Origin of the sequence: Tumebacillus amylolyticus, assembly GCF_016722965.1 — a bacterium.
In the GTDB taxonomy this organism is placed as follows: domain Bacteria; phylum Bacillota; class Bacilli; order Tumebacillales; family Tumebacillaceae; genus Tumebacillus; species Tumebacillus amylolyticus.
Map to the genome: position 1 here is coordinate 118,262 of NZ_JAEQNB010000002.1, position 15,499 is coordinate 133,760.

Annotated in this window: 19 protein-coding genes; 6 read left to right on the forward strand and 13 right to left on the reverse strand. The window is 56.0% G+C overall.

Annotation, left to right across the window (positions count from 1 at the left end; translation table 11 throughout):
• Window positions 1-98 precede the first annotated feature (98 nt).
• On the forward strand, window positions 99-1,319 hold the full coding sequence (locus tag JJB07_RS07460; protein ID WP_201633056.1) for an MFS transporter: 1,221 nt from the start codon (window positions 99-101) through the stop codon (window positions 1,317-1,319).
• A 49-nt stretch (window positions 1,320-1,368) separates the two neighbouring features.
• On the opposite strand, the gene galE is transcribed toward JJB07_RS07460, so the two are convergent.
• The 8 genes from galE to greA all read right to left on the reverse strand — a co-directional run bounded on the left by galE (window position 1,369) and on the right by greA (window position 7,926).
• Entirely contained in the window at window positions 1,369-2,346 is a 978-nt protein-coding gene (galE, locus tag JJB07_RS07465; RefSeq protein ID WP_201633059.1) for a UDP-glucose 4-epimerase GalE, read from the reverse strand.
• 2 nt (window positions 2,347-2,348) lie between these two features.
• Window positions 2,349-3,227: a UTP--glucose-1-phosphate uridylyltransferase GalU gene (gene galU, locus JJB07_RS07470; protein ID WP_201633062.1), complete on the reverse strand. Its 879-nt coding sequence runs from the start codon at window positions 3,225-3,227 to the stop codon at window positions 2,349-2,351.
• 141 nt (window positions 3,228-3,368) lie between these two features.
• The gene (pepF, locus tag JJB07_RS07475) at window positions 3,369-5,174 is read right to left on the reverse strand and encodes an oligoendopeptidase F (RefSeq protein ID WP_201633064.1); all 1,806 of its coding nucleotides are present in this window, start codon (window positions 5,172-5,174) and stop codon (window positions 3,369-3,371) included.
• A 21-nt stretch (window positions 5,175-5,195) separates the two neighbouring features.
• The gene (locus JJB07_RS07480) at window positions 5,196-5,399 is read right to left on the reverse strand and encodes a DUF3906 family protein (protein WP_201633067.1); all 204 of its coding nucleotides are present in this window, start codon (window positions 5,397-5,399) and stop codon (window positions 5,196-5,198) included.
• A gap of 90 nt (window positions 5,400-5,489) precedes the next feature.
• Window positions 5,490-6,074 carry a glycerol-3-phosphate 1-O-acyltransferase PlsY gene (plsY, locus tag JJB07_RS07485; RefSeq protein WP_201633069.1) on the reverse strand — a complete coding sequence of 195 codons (585 nt, stop codon included), beginning with the start codon at window positions 6,072-6,074 and terminating at the stop codon, window positions 5,490-5,492.
• A gap of 110 nt (window positions 6,075-6,184) precedes the next feature.
• Window positions 6,185-6,943, reverse strand: a complete 759-nt coding sequence (locus JJB07_RS07490) for a C40 family peptidase (RefSeq protein WP_236587883.1) — start codon at window positions 6,941-6,943, stop codon at window positions 6,185-6,187.
• A gap of 114 nt (window positions 6,944-7,057) precedes the next feature.
• Window positions 7,058-7,432, reverse strand: coding sequence for a hypothetical protein (locus tag JJB07_RS07495; RefSeq protein ID WP_201633072.1), 375 nt, complete (start codon window positions 7,430-7,432; stop codon window positions 7,058-7,060).
• Window positions 7,433-7,452: 20 nt separating this feature from the next.
• The gene (gene greA, locus JJB07_RS07500) at window positions 7,453-7,926 is read right to left on the reverse strand and encodes a transcription elongation factor GreA (RefSeq protein WP_236587885.1); all 474 of its coding nucleotides are present in this window, start codon (window positions 7,924-7,926) and stop codon (window positions 7,453-7,455) included.
• A 139-nt stretch (window positions 7,927-8,065) separates the two neighbouring features.
• Between greA and JJB07_RS07505 the strand changes: the two genes are divergently transcribed.
• Genes JJB07_RS07505 through JJB07_RS07515 form a run of 3 tightly spaced genes read left to right on the forward strand, consistent with a single transcriptional unit; the run spans window position 8,066 to window position 9,150 of the window.
• The gene (locus JJB07_RS07505; protein ID WP_201633078.1) at window positions 8,066-8,293 is read left to right on the forward strand and encodes a spore coat associated protein CotJA; all 228 of its coding nucleotides are present in this window, start codon (window positions 8,066-8,068) and stop codon (window positions 8,291-8,293) included.
• Entirely contained in the window at window positions 8,290-8,559 is a 270-nt protein-coding gene (locus JJB07_RS07510) for a spore coat protein CotJB (RefSeq protein WP_201633081.1), read from the forward strand. The genes JJB07_RS07505 and JJB07_RS07510 overlap by 4 nt, the downstream gene beginning before the upstream one ends.
• 21 nt (window positions 8,560-8,580) lie before the next feature.
• Window positions 8,581-9,150: a manganese catalase family protein gene (locus JJB07_RS07515; protein ID WP_201633084.1), complete on the forward strand. Its 570-nt coding sequence runs from the start codon at window positions 8,581-8,583 to the stop codon at window positions 9,148-9,150.
• Window positions 9,151-9,176: 26 nt separating this feature from the next.
• On the opposite strand, the gene JJB07_RS07520 is transcribed toward JJB07_RS07515, so the two are convergent.
• Both JJB07_RS07520 and JJB07_RS07525 read right to left on the reverse strand, forming a co-directional pair.
• Window positions 9,177-9,665, reverse strand: a complete 489-nt coding sequence (locus JJB07_RS07520; protein ID WP_201633086.1) for a MauE/DoxX family redox-associated membrane protein — start codon at window positions 9,663-9,665, stop codon at window positions 9,177-9,179.
• Window positions 9,610-10,104, reverse strand: a complete 495-nt coding sequence (locus tag JJB07_RS07525; RefSeq protein WP_201633089.1) for a thioredoxin family protein — start codon at window positions 10,102-10,104, stop codon at window positions 9,610-9,612. Before JJB07_RS07525 ends, JJB07_RS07520 begins: the two co-directional genes overlap by 56 nt.
• Before the next feature lie 214 nt (window positions 10,105-10,318).
• Between JJB07_RS07525 and JJB07_RS07530 the strand changes: the two genes are divergently transcribed.
• Entirely contained in the window at window positions 10,319-11,665 is a 1,347-nt protein-coding gene (locus tag JJB07_RS07530) for a cytochrome ubiquinol oxidase subunit I (RefSeq protein WP_201633102.1), read from the forward strand.
• Entirely contained in the window at window positions 11,662-12,678 is a 1,017-nt protein-coding gene (locus JJB07_RS07535) for a cytochrome d ubiquinol oxidase subunit II (protein WP_201633105.1), read from the forward strand. The genes JJB07_RS07530 and JJB07_RS07535 overlap by 4 nt, the downstream gene beginning before the upstream one ends.
• Before the next feature lie 50 nt (window positions 12,679-12,728).
• Here the strand turns inward: JJB07_RS07535 and JJB07_RS07540 are convergent, their stop codons facing one another.
• From JJB07_RS07540 to JJB07_RS07550, 3 genes are read right to left on the reverse strand one after another with little or no spacing between them, the layout of a single operon-like run.
• Window positions 12,729-13,550: a hypothetical protein gene (locus JJB07_RS07540; protein ID WP_201633108.1), complete on the reverse strand. Its 822-nt coding sequence runs from the start codon at window positions 13,548-13,550 to the stop codon at window positions 12,729-12,731.
• Window positions 13,551-13,608: 58 nt separating this feature from the next.
• Window positions 13,609-14,694: a sensor histidine kinase gene (locus JJB07_RS07545; protein WP_201633110.1), complete on the reverse strand. Its 1,086-nt coding sequence runs from the start codon at window positions 14,692-14,694 to the stop codon at window positions 13,609-13,611.
• Window positions 14,691-15,386 carry a response regulator transcription factor gene (locus JJB07_RS07550; RefSeq protein ID WP_201633113.1) on the reverse strand — a complete coding sequence of 232 codons (696 nt, stop codon included), beginning with the start codon at window positions 15,384-15,386 and terminating at the stop codon, window positions 14,691-14,693. Before JJB07_RS07550 ends, JJB07_RS07545 begins: the two co-directional genes overlap by 4 nt.
• Window positions 15,387-15,499: the final 113 nt, after the last annotated feature.

Here is a 15,499-nt window from a genome sequence, read left to right on the forward strand (position 1 = left end):
TCCGAATTTTTGAAAAAAACCGCTCAGCACCCTTACGGGGCCGAGCGGTTTTTTGCTAGAATGGATTCATCTGTTTTTGCACATCACAAGGAGGTCTCATGCTCTCTTATTTTCAATCCCTGTTGCGTCTGCCACGAGCTGTGCACTTTTATCTGATCTCGGAGATGGTCTTCGGGGTCGCAATCGGCATGGCGGTCATTTTCAATTTTCATTACTTAGCACTGGGCTTTAACGCGCAGGTGATCGGGATCGCGACGGCGTGCAACTCGATTGTGACGGCGTTGTGTTCCTACCCGGCGGGCATCTTCACCGACCGCTTCGGTGCGAAAAAAGCGATGGCGCTCGGCGTCGCCGTCGCCACCCTCGGCTATATCGCCATCCCGCTGGCTTCCACGCCCCTTCAATTGTATCTGGCGCAGGTGTTGCTCGCGGTGGGAACTGCGTTCATTATCTCCTGCGAGTTTCCGTACATCATGAGCCTGTGCGAGCGCAAGGAGGACGAGACGACCGCTTTCAACTTGCTGATCGCCGCGTTCACGTTGACGCTTGCCGTCGGCAACATTCTCGGTACGCATCTGCCGTCGATCATGCCGATGGGCAGCACGATGTACCAGTCCACGATGTTTCTCGTCGCCCTGCTGTTTGCCATCATGTTCGTCATGCGCTTGTTTCTCCCCGCGCAGTCGGATCGCATCGCCAAGGAGAAGCAAGCGGAGGAGAAACGGACTTCGTGGAAAGTCGTTCCCTCCCGCCAAGTTCTGCTCTACGTCATCTATGCGACGCTTGCCGGGATGACGTTCGCGCTGATTCAACCGTTGGAGAACGTCATCATGAAGGAGAGATTTCATCTCTCCGACGACATCATCGGCTATCTGGTTGCGTTCAACTCGTTCCTGAGTTTCCTCACGTCGCTGACATCGCCCTATCTCATGCAGACCGCCAAGCGCAGATGGTTCCTCTATCTCGGGTTCGGCGGGCACATGCTCGGTCAATTGCTGATGGGACTGACCGTTCCATTCTACGCGTATGCGCCGTTCCTGCTCGCGCGCGGGGTCGGTTCGCTCACGGTCAATGCCTTTGTAGATGCGTCGATGATGAAAGCTACGAAACTTGAGGAACGAGGTTTGCACTCCGGCCTGCGCAACCTCTTCCGTTCGTTCGCCGCATCGGGTGCCACCGCACTCTCCGGCTTCATCATCGCCGGCGGGGACTACCAGACGCCGTACTTCCTCGCGTTTTTGCTTGTGGCCGTGCAGATGGCGTTCTTCATGGTCTCGATTCGCCATCAATTGCGCGAAGATTTGCAAGAGAGTTTTTAGATGGACAAAAAAAGCTGACCTCCGACTTGGTGCGGAGGTCAGCTTTTTTTCAACAGGAGAGTTGGCTGTGCCAGTTCCACGCAGACGTGATCAACGTTTCGAGATCGCTGTGCTTGGCGGTGAAGCCGAGGTCTGCGGCGATCTTGTCCACTTGTGCGACCAGTACGTCCGGGTCGCCCTCACGGCGCGGTGCCAAAATCGTCGGAATTTCACGCCCTGTGATTCGGCGGGCCGCTTCTACGATTTCAAGCACGGAGTAGCCCTGTCCGGTTCCGACGTTGTAGGAGCCGCTCGGCTTGCCGTTCTCCAACGCTTGCAGGGCGCGGGCATGCGCGTCTGCCAAGTCTCGTACATGGATGTAATCGCGGACGCAGGTGCCGTCCGGCGTGTTGTAGTCGTTGCCAAAGATCGAAAGAGACTCACGCTGTCCGAGCGCCGTCTGCAAGACCAGCGGAATCAAGTGCGTCTCCGGATCGTGCGCTTCGCCGATTCGTGCGTCTTCGGAAGCACCGGCTGCATTGAAATACCGCAGGGCGACCCACTTGAGGCCGTGCAGCGTGTCCATCATCTGCAAATATTGTTCAATGAACAATTTCGAGAGACCGTACGGGTTGATCGGATGTGTCGGAGAGTCCTCCGGGATCGGAACTTGGGTCGGAAGTCCGTAGACGGCCGCCGTCGAGGAGAACACGAGTTGTTTCACACCGTTGTCAACCAGCGCATGCACGAAGAGCTGGGACTTGACGGTGTTGGCTTCGAGGTACTTTGTGGGAAACTTCATCGACTCGCCGACGAGCGACAGGGCGGCGAAATGCACCGCCGCCGTGATGCGGTGTTTTTTTACAATCTCGGTGATCAGAGCTGCGTCGGAGATGTCTCCTTCATAAAAATGCGGCGTAAGCACCGCGCCACGGTGCCCCGTCTGCAAATTGTCGAGCACGACAACTTCGTGCCCCTGTTCCATAAGATGGCGGACGGTGTGGCTTCCGATGTAGCCAGCACCGCCTGTCACGAGAATGGCCGTCATGCTCATCGTCCTCCTTCGCGGACCGTCAGGCTTTCTGCGAGACGCAAGATGTGCTCTTGCAGACGCGGACGGATGTCGTCTCGGCGCAGGGCGAATTCAAGAGACGCTTCGAGATAGCCCGCGTGGTCGCCGATGTCGTAGCGCTTGCCTTGGACGGTGAAGGCTTTCATTTTTTCCGTGGCGTTCAGGACGTTGAGCGCGTCGGTCAATTGAATTTCGCCGCCCTTGCCCGGTTCGGTGTGTTCGAGAATCGGGAAAATATCCGGCGTCAGCACGTAGCGACCGATGACCGCCAAGTTGGACGGCGCTTGTTCGCGCGCCGGTTTCTCGACGATTTGGTCGATGAGGCCTTCCGTGTGGGAGACGATTCCGTACTTGTGAACGTCGCTCCAATCGACTTCCTGTACGGCGACTACCGGGCGGGCATGTCGGTGGTAGAGATCGACCATCGATTGCAGGGCCGACGGTTCGGAATGGATGATGTCGTCCCCGAGCAAGACGGCGAACGGCTCGTCTCCGATGAAGTGGCGGGCGCAGAGAATCGCGTGACCGAGTCCGAGCGGTTCCTTTTGACGAATGTAATGAATGTCGGCGAGGTTGGCGGTCGACTTGACGATTTCGAGCAAGTCATGCTTGCCTTTCTCTTCCAAGAAGCTTTCCAGTTCGCCTGACTTGTCGAAATAGTCTTCGATGGCGCGTTTGTTGCGTCCGGTGACGATGAGAATGCTTTCAATGCCGGATGCAACTGCTTCTTCTACGATATATTGAATCGCCGGTTTGTCGACGATCGGCATCATTTCTTTGGGAAGTGCTTTGGTCGCCGGAAGAAAGCGGGTGCCAAGCCCGGCGGCCGGGATGATCGCTTTGCGGATTTTGGTCATGGGGCGTTCCTCCTCTTTGTATGGTGAGAATACCTCTTACCAGCGAGAAAATCAATAGAGAGTGGGTCAATTTGGAAAATCTGCTGGGTGCAAAAAAGCGTCCGGCCCTCGTCGGGACCAGACGCTTTTTGTTCACAAATCCTACTTCTCCAGCAAGTTCTCCAACTCTTCCAATCTCTCGCGGAACACGCTCAGCGCGTCGACGATCGGTTTCGGCGAAGACATGTCGACGCCGGCCCCTTTCAAGAGATCGATCGGGTCTTGCGAAGAACCGCCGCGCAAGAAGTTCAGGTAGCGCTCGACAGCCGGAGCACCCTCCGTGCGAATCTGCTTGGACAGCGCCATCGCCGCAGCGAAGCCCGTTGCGTACTTGTACACGTAGAACGCGTTGTAGAAGTGCGGGATGCGCGACCATTCGTTTTTCAACTCATCGTCGAGCACCAGTGCCGGGCCGTAGTAGTCGGCGTTCAACTGGCCGTAGTAGTCGCGCATGATGTCGGCGGTCAACGGCTCGCCTCCTTCGACTTTCTCGTGCGCAAACTTCTCGAACTCCGCAAACATCGTCTGACGGAACATCGTTTGACGGAACTGCTCCAAGGAGTGGTTCAGCAGGTACGCCCGTTCCTTTTTGTCGGTCGTTTCTTCGAGCAGTTTCTCAAGCAGCAGGTTCTCGTTGAGCGTCGACGCCACTTCTGCGACGAAGATCTTGTAGTTGCCGTACACGAACGGCTGGGTTTGGTGCGTGTAGTACGAATGCAGAGAGTGACCCAACTCATGCACCAGCGTGAACAGGTCATCCAGCGTATCGGTGTAGTTCAGCAGGATGTACGGGTTGGACGTATACGTCCCCCACGAGTACGCCCCGCTGCGCTTGCCAACGTTCGGGTAGATGTCGATCCACTTGTCGGAAAACGCTTTCTGCACGGTGTTCACATACTCTTCACCAAGCGGTTCCAACGCGTCGAGCGACATGCTCTTCGCTTTTTCGTACGGCATCTTCATGTCGACCGATTCCACCATCGGCAAGAACAGGTCGTAGTAGTGCAGTTCCGGGACGTTCAGCACTTTTTTGCGCAGTTCCATATAGCGATGCATCGCGTCGTGGTTGTCGCGAACCGCTTTGATCAAGTTGTTGTAGACATCGACGCTTACGTTGTCGGGTGCCAGTTCCTTCTCCAAGGCGGAGTTGTACTTGTGAGCCTTCGCGTAGAACACGTCTTTTTTCACCGCAGAGCTGTAGGAAGCGCTCAGCGTGTTGCGGAACTCGCCGTATGTACCGAACAGTCGCTTGAATACACGCTCACGAAGCACGCGGTCTTTGTTCTCCATCAACATGCGGTAGTTGCCTTCCGATACCTCATGCTTGTTGCCTTCGGAGTCCTCGACTTCGCCCCACTTCATGTCGGCGTTGGTCAGCATCGAGAAGATCGTGCTCGGAGCGTCCGTCACTTCCGAAGCGCGAGCCAGCAGATCCTCTTCCGCTTCGCTCAAGACATGCGCTTTGCCGCGCATGATGCGATCGAGTACGACTTTGTAGAGACGCAGACCTTCGTTTTGTTCGAGGAAGCTCTTGATCGTCTCTTCAGACAAGCTGAGGACTTCCGGCGTGATGAAAGACACTGCCGCAGACCCGTTCGCCTCCAGCGAGTTGGCGCGATCGGCGAGGCCTTGGTAGTGCGAGTTCGCCGTGTCTTCATGCGAACGCATATGCGCGTAGGTGTAGACGTTGCCGATGACGCCTTCAAGTTCGTCGCTGAGTTTCAGCGCTTGAAGCATCGTGTCAGCCGATTCGCCGAGGCGGCCTTTGTAGGCTTCCAGCTTCGGGAACAAGGCTTGTGCTTTTTTGAAATCGGCTTCCCATTGGTCATCCGATTGGTACATCGAACTGAGGTCCCATTGGCTCTCTGCATCGATGTCTGCTCGTCTCTTCATCGGTGTCGTACTCATGAAGTTCAGTTCCCCCTTGGCTTAACGTTCCAGAACGTAACCGCTGGCTTTCTCGGCTCGTTTTTTCTCAACAATCGCAATCTCGGTCACTTCGATGAAACCGAGTGCGCTTTTTTGCAACAGGTCGTCTGCCGCTGTGAACGCTTTCTCCTCGTCTTCGGCGAGAACGATCACGTGAGCATCCGGAAAGCCCTTGCCCTTGGCTTCCACCTTGTACAGATACATGCAACGATCCCTCCCTGTTTCCCTTATTATAGCATATCAAGAAAAAAAGCCCCATCACGCCATTGCGTGCGGGGCTTGGTTCTCGGTGCGTCAAATCCACGAAACTTTGCGCTCGGTGCCGTTCAAGATGCGCTCGATGTTCTGGCGATGCAAGTAGATAATGAACACGACCAGCAGGAACGTTGCGAACGTCAGCGGTTTGTCACCCCAGAGGATCGCGTATGTATGAACCCAGATCACGCCGACGATCGACGAGAGCGAGACATACTTCGTGAGGTACAAGGTGAGGACGAAAAGTACCAGCGCCGTCAACACGCACAGCGGGGAGACAAAAAGCAAAACTCCCGCAGATGTCGCCACTGCTTTGCCGCCGCGGAATCCTGCAAAAATCGGATAGCAATGCCCGATCACAGCCGGGATGCCGGCGACCAGTGCGTATTCAACCCCCACGCCCGAAAGCATCGGAAGTGCGGCAGCCAGAGCGCCTTTGAGAATGTCTGCAGACATAACGATGATGCCGGCCGTCTTGCCCAGTGAACGAAACGCATTGGTGCCACCGAGGTTGCCGCTGCCGTGTTCGCGAGGGTCGATGCCGAATCCGACCTTGCCCACGATCAACGCAGACGGAATGGAGCCGATGAGGTACCCCAAGAGTATCAAGATGATAATTGACATAAATTGATGTCCTCCTCATGCATGAAAGACGAAGATGTGTTCTCTCATTGTAACACAAAAGGCGTCCAAGCAGAGTGCCCGGACGCCAACTTCTGTCATCTGAGGAAGACTTATCGAACGCGCACGCCCGTTTGATACGCAGAAGCCCAGTAGGTGTTGGAAAGCTCCGCGATGTGAACGCCGTGAGTCTGATCGGCGTGAATGAAGCGACCATCGCCGAGATAGATCCCTGCGTGCGAAGTCGATTGCCCGCCGCAGGAGAAAAATACGAGGTCACCGGGCTGTAGATTGGCGCGCGAGACCTGAATTCCGGCGCCGATCTGTTCATAGGTCGTGCGCGGCAGGGAGATGCCGCACTCTTGGAAGACATATTGGATGAATCCGGAACAATCGAATCCGCCCGGTGTGGTGCCGCCGAAGGCGTACGGCGAACCTTGGTACTTCACCGCCACCGCCGCGAGTTTGCCCGTCTGTGTCGCCGTCGCGCCTGACTGCCCTTGGTTTAGGATCGTCGGTGCGGGGTTCGACTCAGGAGCCGAGCGATTTGTGCTTTGCGTTTGTTGAGGTTTGGGAGCTTGAAGCAAACCTCCCCGCGAACTGAGTTTCGGAGGAGGGGGCGGCGGCGGAGCCTGCAGCCGTTTTTCCTCCAACAACACACGGAGATTGGTCACGCTCTCCATGAGTTCCGGTTCCTTCGGCGGCTCCCAAATCGGGACGGGCGGCGCAGCACTCACCGTCTTGCCAACCTCCGGCGGGAACGGTCGCTGGGCAACGGGAGCCGCGAGACCAATTGAGGCCTGCACCGACTGCTGCTCCCACAACAGCGAGGAGAAGAGTCCGATGAACAGTCCTTTTTTCCACTTCTGCATGATCATCCTCCCTCTTCGTCAATTCCAGTTGCCATAGTACCTTCTACCACTCTATTCCCGCTCTGCGGGTGCCCAAGCCTACAAATTTCAATAAAAAAAAAAACGACCTCTCCCTCAGGAAAGGTCGTTTCTCAGCACTTTGGATTCCTTTGCAAAAAACAGCAACCTCGTGCTGCGATGCTCTCGCGCGACGTTCTCCGCCTCAGCCAACAGCTTGAGGCGTACCTCCTCGCCCGATTCCCCGGCGTCGAGAGCCAAATTCTCGACAGCGGCAAACGGCAGGGTGCCGAACATCGGATCAAGACAGAGCGTGACAAAAAGCGTGCCGTCCACGCGTCCCTCCGTCTCATGCAAAAGCAAGAAATGATGCGGACTCTCCAAGATCTCCTCCACACGCGATGCGATCACGTGGACGGGAGCTCCCGGATTTGCAACTTCATAGAGCCGTTGCAAAGCCGCACGGTCTTCGGGTCTTGCTTGTCGTATCAAAAAGCTCCACTCCCTAAACGTTAGGCGATCTCGATGATTTCAAACTCCAATTGCCCACCGGGGGTGTTCACGGTAATGCGATCGCCGACTTGGCGGCCGATCAGCGAAGAGCCGAGCGGAGATTCGTTGGAGATCTTGCCGTCCAGCGGATCGGACTCGGTGGTCCCGACGATTTGGTACGTTTCCACATCGCCGTCCGGAACTTCCTTCAGCTTCACGGTGACGCCGATGGAAACGGACGAACGGTCTTCGGAGCCCGGCTCGATGATGCGGATGTTGCGCATCATTTTTTCCAATTGCACGATGCGGGACTCGACGAACGCTTGCTCGTCTTTCGCTGCGTCGTACTCCGAGTTCTCGGACAGGTCGCCGTAGGAAACCGCGATCTTGATGCGCTCCGCTACCTCTTTGCGTTTCGAGCTTTTCAGGAAATCGAGCTCATCTTCTAATTTTGCCAGACCTTCACGGGTCAGAAAAGTCGGGTTGTCGCTCAAGTTCGTTCCTCCTCTGGAAAATGGTGCTCCCCATATGTTGTTACAGGAGACGAGTTCTAATACAGGATAATCCAAAAATCCGTGCAAGTCGAGTCCGTTTTGTGCATAACGTGAAGAAAAAGTGGAGGTGGTACCCAACATGATCACGCCCCGCAAAGTGTGGCATCCCTATGTAAGTCCCTTTGACCCCTGTCCGCCGATGCGTTGCAAAGTCTACGAGACCCCTCAAAACATCTACCTCCAAGTGCAACCGCCGAACCTGCAACAGTTCGATCCGATGACTGCGCTCAAAGCCGGAACGCTCTGGCCCGTCTACTATAATTCCTACGACGGACGACCGAAGATCGAGGAGGAGAGCAAGAAATGAGTGAGCACAACAAATTGCCCGAGTCCTACTACCGCCTGCTCCACGACCTTCAGGCGGTCGATTTCGTGCTCGTCGAACTCACCCTCTACCTGAACACCCACCCCGACGACGCAGCGGCCGTCGAGCAATTCAACGTCTACGCCGCCAAGAAACAGCACCTCAAAGCCCAGTTCGATGCGGAATTCGGACCTCTCCAACAGTTCGGCAACTCGCCGGTCGGCGTGCCGTTCACTTGGAAAGAAGCTCCGTGGCCGTGGCAAGTCTAGAACTCAGGAGGCGAATCTGACGTGTGGATCTACGAAAAAAAGCTCCAATACCCGGTGCGAGTCTCCAAGTGCGACCCTCGAATGGCGAAATTTCTGACAGAACAATACGGCGGCCCGGACGGCGAACTGTCTGCAGCCCTGCGATACTTAAACCAACGCTACACCGTGCCGAGTAAAGTCATCGGCGTCCTCAACGACATCGGCACGGAAGAATTCGCCCATCTGGAAATGATCGCGACGATGATCTACAAATTGACCAAGGACGCGACGCCGGAACAGATGGTGGAAGCTGGCCTTGGCGATCATTACGTCAACCATGACAAGGCGCTGTACTACCAAAACGCCTCCGGTGTACCCTGGACGGCTGCGTATATCCAAGCGAAGGGCGACCCGATCGCCGACCTCTACGAAGACATCGCCGCCGAGGAAAAAGCCCGCGCCACCTACCAATGGCTGATCGACATCACCGACGACGTGGACATCAAAGACTCGCTGAAATTCCTTCGTGAGCGTGAAATTATTCACTCCCTGCGCTTCCGGGAGTGCGTGGAAATTCTCAAGGAAGAGCAAGACCGCAAGAAAATCTTTTAGCCCTCGCAAAAAAGAGCACTCGTCCGCTATTGCGAACGAGTGCTTTTTTTCAAAGCATAGACGACCAGCGCCGCTCCCAACACGAGCAGCACGTCCTTGCCGACGTCGACGATCCCGACAGGCGTGGCTTCGGTCGGGCCGAAGCAGCCGCACCCATACGGCATAATTGTACCCCATTTCGAGATCATGACGCCTGTGAACAGCAACGAAAGCAAGCCGATGCCAAGCCCGGCCCAGAAAGCGGTCGGCTTGAACAGCATCGCCGCGCCGAGGACGAACTCCACGAGCGGCAATGTGACCGCCAACGGTTTGATCAGCCCTTCCGGCAGCAGGTCGTAGGACTTCAAAACCAAGCCAAACGAGTAGACATCCAAGATCTTCGTGACCGCGGAGTAGAGAAAAATCCCCCCGAGCACCACTTGAACGGCGAGGATGAACCAATACCAGAGCCCGCGAGACTTACTGGGCGCTGGCGAAAAATTCGCTGTAGACCGATGGGTCGCGTTGTCCGTCAATGCGAGAGACCTCCTTGCCGTCCTTGAAGTGAATCAGCGTCGGGGTGCCTTTGATCGCGTATTGCGTCCACGCGTCGTGCTGGCCCTCAATGTTGACCGGGAACATCGGTTTGCCCATTTTGTCCGCGAGCGGGACGAGGAACGGCGAGACGATTTTGCAATGTTCACAGCTCGGTTGGTAGTAATACGCGTAAAAATCGTCCTTGGCGCTGACTTTGGTCGCCAACTGCTGGAGCGTGACTTCCTTGCTGTACAAGTTCGTGGTGGCGACTTGCGTGTTGTCAAAATTGTCGGACAGGAAGGTCGCAGCCACGATGAGCGCAAGCACGACGACGATGGAACCGAAGATCCACGGCAGGCGGCTTTTGCGCTTTTGGTCCTGTGCATGTTTGAGTTGTTTTTGTACGCGTTTTTCGAGATTGCTCGGTTTTTTGCTCATAAGCGTCCTCCCAGTGGCGTTGTTTGTACGTGGAGTACATAACGCTCTTTCTCTGAACATATGTCTTATTTGTTCGACATTTCCTGCGGGACATCCTGCTTGTGAAACTCTTCACAAAGTTGTCACCCCAAGGGGCGATCCCCCGATTGTTTTGCGAGATCGTCAGGGAGTATCCTGAGGGCAGAACCACCGAATGAGAAGGGATGTGACCGGAATGGACCTGATTTTCAGCCGTATTCTGACCGGAACCACGCTTGGATTTCATATCTTTTTTGCCACGCTCGGCGTCGGCATTCCCGTGTTGATCAGCCTCGCCGAATTCATCGGCCTGCGCAAGCGCGACCCTGAGTACCTCCTGCTCGCCAAACGCTGGGCGAAGGGGTTTACGATCCTCGTCGCCGTCGGCGTTGTCACCGGAACTTGCATCGGGTTGCAGATCAATTTGCTCTGGCCGAACTTTATGAAACTGGCGGGCGAGGTCATCTCGCTGCCGTTTATGATGGAAGCGTTCGCGTTTTTCCTCGAAGCGATTTTCCTTGGCATTTATCTGTATACGTGGGGGCGATTCAAGAACCCTTGGATTCACTGGTCGTTTTCGTTGCCCGTTATCGTAGGGTCTTCGTTGTCGGCAGCCCTGATCTCGACGGTCAATGCGTTTATGAACGCGCCGGCCGGGTTCAAGTTGGTGGACGGCAAGTTGACGGAGATCGACCCGATGGCGGCCATTCTCAATCCGGCGACGCCGAGCAAACTGTTCCATGTGCTCTCCTCGGCGTACTTCATGACCGCCTGCGCGTTGGCGGCGCTGACCGCGTTCTACCTGCTGTTTCGCAACCGCCGTCTCACCTATTACAAAAAAGCGCTCGGCCTCACCCTGTCCGTCGCGCTTCTCGGCGGGATTCTGACGGCGGTGGCGGGAGACGTGTCCGCGAAGTTCATGGCGGCGTACAACCCCGAGAAATTGGCGGCGGCAGAGGCGCTTTTTGAAACGGAAAAAGGAGCCCCGTTGCTCGTCGGAGGCTTGGTGGATGCAGAGAAGCAGACCGTTTCGTACAAAATCGAACTGCCCAAAATGCTCTCGTTCCTCGCGTTTGGGAATTTCAATTCAGAAGTGCGCGGTCTGAACGCATTTCCCAAAGAATACCAACCGCCCGTGTTCATCCACTACATGTTTCAAATCATGGTGGCGTCCGGCGTGTACGGAATCGCGGTGTCGGCGCTGTACCTGTTCGCTTCTTGGCGTCGATGGAAGCTCGCGACGTCGAAGTTGTTGCTCTGGCCGATCTTCCTGCTGGGTCCGATTGCGATTGCGGGGATGGAGCTCGGGTGGATCTTTACGGAGATCGGTCGAAAGCCGTGGATCATCTACGGCGTGATGAAGTTGGAAGACGCGGTAACGACGATGACGGGGATTCGCGGGTACTTCCTCGCGTTCCTCGGATTGTATCTCTTCATTGGGATTGCGACGATTTGGGTCATGGTGCGCTTCTTCCGCAAGCGTCCGGTCGATCGTGATCCGTACTACCTCGAAATTCACAGCGACGGAGGTGTGCCGCGATGAGCAAGCCGGAGATGGCGATATCGATTCTGTGGATGTTTCTGTTCTGCTACATCATCCTCGCTTCCATTGAATTCGGGTCCGGCTTCCTGCTGTTCTGGGCACGAGTTCGCAAGTGGCCGCATGAAGCGGAGGAGATGATCGAGAGGTATCTGTCCCCGTTCTGGGAAGTGACCAACGTTTTTTTGATCGCGTTTATCGTCGGGTTGGTCGGGTTCTTCCCGTCGGCGGCGTACTATTATGGAACGGTCTTGCTGTTGCCGGGGTCGATTGCCCTGATTCTGTTGGTGTTGAAAGGGACGTTTTTCGCGTACTGTCACTACGCCAAAGTCCGGCATTGGGCGTACTACTTGCTGCAAGGGCTGGCAGGTCTGCTCTTGCCGATGGTGCTCGTCTCGTTGATTCCCGTGTCGGAGGGCGGCTTCGTGACGGAGGTGGACGGCAAGTTGGTGCTGCTGTTCGAGAAAGTCATGACGTCGCCGCTGCAATGGACGTTCGTCCTGTTCGCCCTGCTCTCCGTGCTGTTCGTCTCGGCGGTGTTCCTCAACTTCTACGCCACCAAAGCCGGCTCCCCCGTCGCCGCTGCGAAATTCCGCACCGTCGCCCTGAATTTGGGCCTCCCCGCTCTGGGGTCCGGGGCGTTCATCTTGCTCCCGTTGGCGAATGTGAGACCGGAGCACTTTCTGCGTATTGCGACCGATTATTCGTGGCTGTTGCTGATCTCCGGCGCGTTCTTCGTCACCGCGTACATGCTCCTGCAAAAAAACCGCCGCGCCGGCTGGTCGTTCCTCCTCGTGATTGCCCAATACGCCTTCGCCGTGATGGCGTACGGCTACTCCCACCTGCCCTATCTGCTCTACCCGCAATTGAACATCAACGACGCCATCGTCAACCCCGTCATGTACCACTACCTGATGTGGGCGATGGTCGGCGGGCTGTGCATCCTCATCCCCGGCCTGCTGTTTCTCGCCTGGCTGTTCCTGTTCAGCAAAGACTATGTGAAGAATGGATATTAATAGAAAAAAGTCGGTGCCCGCGAGTGGGGCACCGACTTTTTTTTATACTCTTACGGAACTTTCACGACGAACGGAACGACGAAGACTTCGCCCTTGCGTTGGAATTGTCCCCAGACTTTGTAGAGGCCGCTGCTCGGGAATTCGATGTGGAACATGGCGTCCGGGCCGTGGCCTTTTTCGTCCATCGGGTGGACGTGGAGGTATTGCTCGGCATCGGAACTTAACGCGACGACATGACCGACAGCTCCGAGGTAGGGTTCAAGGTCTGTGGTCGGTTGGTGCGTGGCGGCGTTTTCGAGATGGAAGGTCATCATCGCCGCTTGTCCTGCTTGCGGCGGGGAGTCGAAGGTGAGCGTAACTTGTTGGCCGGCGATCGTCTTCGTCATGTCCGTATCGAGTTCGATCGGTTTCTTCGCGACTTGGTTTCCTCCGACGTCGATCCATTGGCCGTAGGAGGCGGCGTTCTGTCCCGTGGGCGTGACATCGGCGATCAATTTGTATCGCCCGCCCTGCGGGAGGTTGAGCGTTTGGGTGAACAGACCGTCTGTCGAGGGCTCCGGGTGCAAGTGGTTGAAGTAGGACAGGTCTTGGCTTACCACGATCAAATGCAGTTTTTTCTCATGCACGGTGTCAAACGCGGTGATCGGCTTGGAATTCGCATCGAGCAGTTGAAAAGTTACCCGGTCGTCTTGCCCCGCTTGCGGAGTGGGGTTCGTAAGTTTCCAGACCGGTTGCGAGGCTGCCGTCTGCTCGGTCGCTTCGTGATGGTCGTGACCATTTGGTTGAGCGGTGTTCGAATCTGTCCCGCATCCAAGTACTGCCAGAGTCAAAATCAAGGCAACGGGAAGTCCTGCCCGTTTGAAAGTCTTCATGATCTTCGCTCCTTCGTGAGGGTTGCTACGTGTATCGTACCCCGCACTTTTGAAGAAATCATGTAGGCAGCAAAACCGTGGCTGTCGTCCCTCGCCCCGGTTCACTTTCCAACGACACCGTCCCGCCGTGCGCAACGACCAGCCTCTTCACAATCGTCAGACCCAATCCCCCGCCCCCCTGCGTACGGGCACGAGATTTGTCGGCACGGTAAAGCCGTTCGAAAACGAACGGCAAGTCGGACGGCGAGATGCCGATCCCCGTGTCCGAGACGGTCAGCACACAATGGTCTGCCGAATGTGCCAACGTCACACAGACCTTGCCCCCGCTTCCTGTAAACTTCAGCGCATTGGAAAGCAAATTCAAGAGAATCTGCGTCACCCGCTCGGGATCAATCTGCAAGAGAACCGGCGTGAGATCATCGACCTGCAACTCCACCCCTTTTTGCAAAAAAGCGGCGCGGGTGCTCTCCGCCGCATTTTTTACTACGTGGCCGAGGTCTTCCAAGCGCAAGTTCAAGGTGAAATCAGGTGCGTCCATGTGCATGAGCAATTCGAGGTCGCGCACGAGATGAATGAGACGCTCGATCTCTTCGGAGCAGGAGTGTATGCGGGTCGGAGTCGGCTCCCAGATGCCGTCTTCGAACGCTTCCATGTGACTTTTCAACGTCGAAAGCGGGGTTCGCAATTCATGCGCGATGTCGGCGGTCATCGTCTTGCGCAAGACTTCTTGACGCTGCAACCGCTCCGCCAGTTCGTTCAGCGTCCGTCCGAGATCGGCAAGTTCATCCTCGCCGACCACTTCGGCTCTCGCATCGAGCTGTCCGTTTATCATCCGTTCCGCCGTTTGACGCATCTCTTGCAACGGAGCGGTGACTTTCTTGGCGATCCACCAAGAAACGCCGATGACGAGCACCATCGCCCCCAGCGCCGTCCAGAGAATCGATTCCACCAAAGCCATCTCCACATGCGAGAACAGATGCGTCCAATCCTGTTTCGGCGTCGTCAGGGGCAATTGATTCTGAGCCATCAAAAAATGATAATGCGTCTCCGCCAGCACGACCAGCGTCCCCAAACCGAGAATGCCCACCGCAATGCCGATCAACGTCCACGTCACCCTCGCTCGCAAACGGGCCGGACGTTTCATCGAAAACCTCCGCCAGCGAACTTGTATCCGATGCCGTAGACGGTCAGCAGGTAGCGCGGGGCTTTGGGGTCTGCTTCTAGTTTGTGTCGGAGGTTTTTCATATGTTGGTCGATCGTGCGCGGGTCGCCGTCGAACTCATAGCCGAGCACTTTCCTCACCAACTCCTCGCGGGAGAACGTCCGCTGCGGGTGACGGGCGAGCGTGAGCAGGAGTTTGAACTCATTCGGTGTGAGCGAAATGAGTTCCGTCTGACGAAACACTTCGTACTTTACCGTGTCGATCACAAGCGCACCCTCGTCAAACTCTACACGGTCGGCGAGTAAATCGTTCTCCGAACTGCGTCGCAAGATCGCTTTCACCCTTGCGACCAATTCACGCGGGGAGAACGGTTTGGTCAGATAATCGTCCGCGCCAAGCGACAACCCTGCGATGCGATCCTCCTCCATCGCTTTGGCTGTCAGCATCAAAACGGGCAAGGGCATCGTGCGTCGAATCTGTCGACAAACCTCGACACCAGAGATGTCGGGCAGCATCAGATCGAGGATGCAGAGGTCGATGTTCGCGCTTTGTAACAAGTCCAATGCCTCGCGTCCCGTCGCGGATTCAAGGGTTCGATAATTTTCCTTTTGGAGATAGGAAGCGACAACGTCGCGGATTTTCGGCTCATCATCAACAATCAGGATTGTCTTCATAGTAGAATTACACTTCCTTGTTCATTGTCTGAACTTTCCCGACTCACGGTATGAATGACTTCACTATAAAACCATTCTCGAAACTGAGGTATCTTGACAAATTTCGCGCCCAA

Bases quoted from the DNA above. Each gene is read 5' to 3' on its own strand.
- JJB07_RS07510 (WP_201633081.1), top strand. From the start codon at position 8,290: ATGAGTGAGCACAACAAATTGCCCGAGTCCTACTACCGCCTGCTCCAC.
- JJB07_RS07480 (WP_201633067.1), bottom strand. From the start codon at position 5,399: ATGTATCTGTACAAGGTGGAAGCCAAGGGCAAGGGCTTTCCGGATGCT.
- JJB07_RS07505 (WP_201633078.1), top strand. From the start codon at position 8,066: ATGATCACGCCCCGCAAAGTGTGGCATCCCTATGTAAGTCCCTTTGAC.
- plsY (WP_201633069.1), bottom strand. From the start codon at position 6,074: ATGTCAATTATCATCTTGATACTCTTGGGGTACCTCATCGGCTCCATT.
- galE (WP_201633059.1), bottom strand. From the start codon at position 2,346: ATGACGGCCATTCTCGTGACAGGCGGTGCTGGCTACATCGGAAGCCAC.
- JJB07_RS07535 (WP_201633105.1), top strand. From the start codon at position 11,662: ATGAGCAAGCCGGAGATGGCGATATCGATTCTGTGGATGTTTCTGTTC.
- JJB07_RS07550 (WP_201633113.1), bottom strand. From the start codon at position 15,386: ATGAAGACAATCCTGATTGTTGATGATGAGCCGAAAATCCGCGACGTT.
- pepF (WP_201633064.1), bottom strand. From the start codon at position 5,174: ATGAGTACGACACCGATGAAGAGACGAGCAGACATCGATGCAGAGAGC.
- JJB07_RS07545 (WP_201633110.1), bottom strand. From the start codon at position 14,694: ATGAAACGTCCGGCCCGTTTGCGAGCGAGGGTGACGTGGACGTTGATC.
- JJB07_RS07460 (WP_201633056.1), top strand. From the start codon at position 99: ATGCTCTCTTATTTTCAATCCCTGTTGCGTCTGCCACGAGCTGTGCAC.
- galU (WP_201633062.1), bottom strand. From the start codon at position 3,227: ATGACCAAAATCCGCAAAGCGATCATCCCGGCCGCCGGGCTTGGCACC.
- JJB07_RS07525 (WP_201633089.1), bottom strand. From the start codon at position 10,104: ATGAGCAAAAAACCGAGCAATCTCGAAAAACGCGTACAAAAACAACTC.
- JJB07_RS07540 (WP_201633108.1), bottom strand. From the start codon at position 13,550: ATGAAGACTTTCAAACGGGCAGGACTTCCCGTTGCCTTGATTTTGACT.
- JJB07_RS07530 (WP_201633102.1), top strand. From the start codon at position 10,319: ATGGACCTGATTTTCAGCCGTATTCTGACCGGAACCACGCTTGGATTT.
- JJB07_RS07490 (WP_236587883.1), bottom strand. From the start codon at position 6,943: ATGCAGAAGTGGAAAAAAGGACTGTTCATCGGACTCTTCTCCTCGCTG.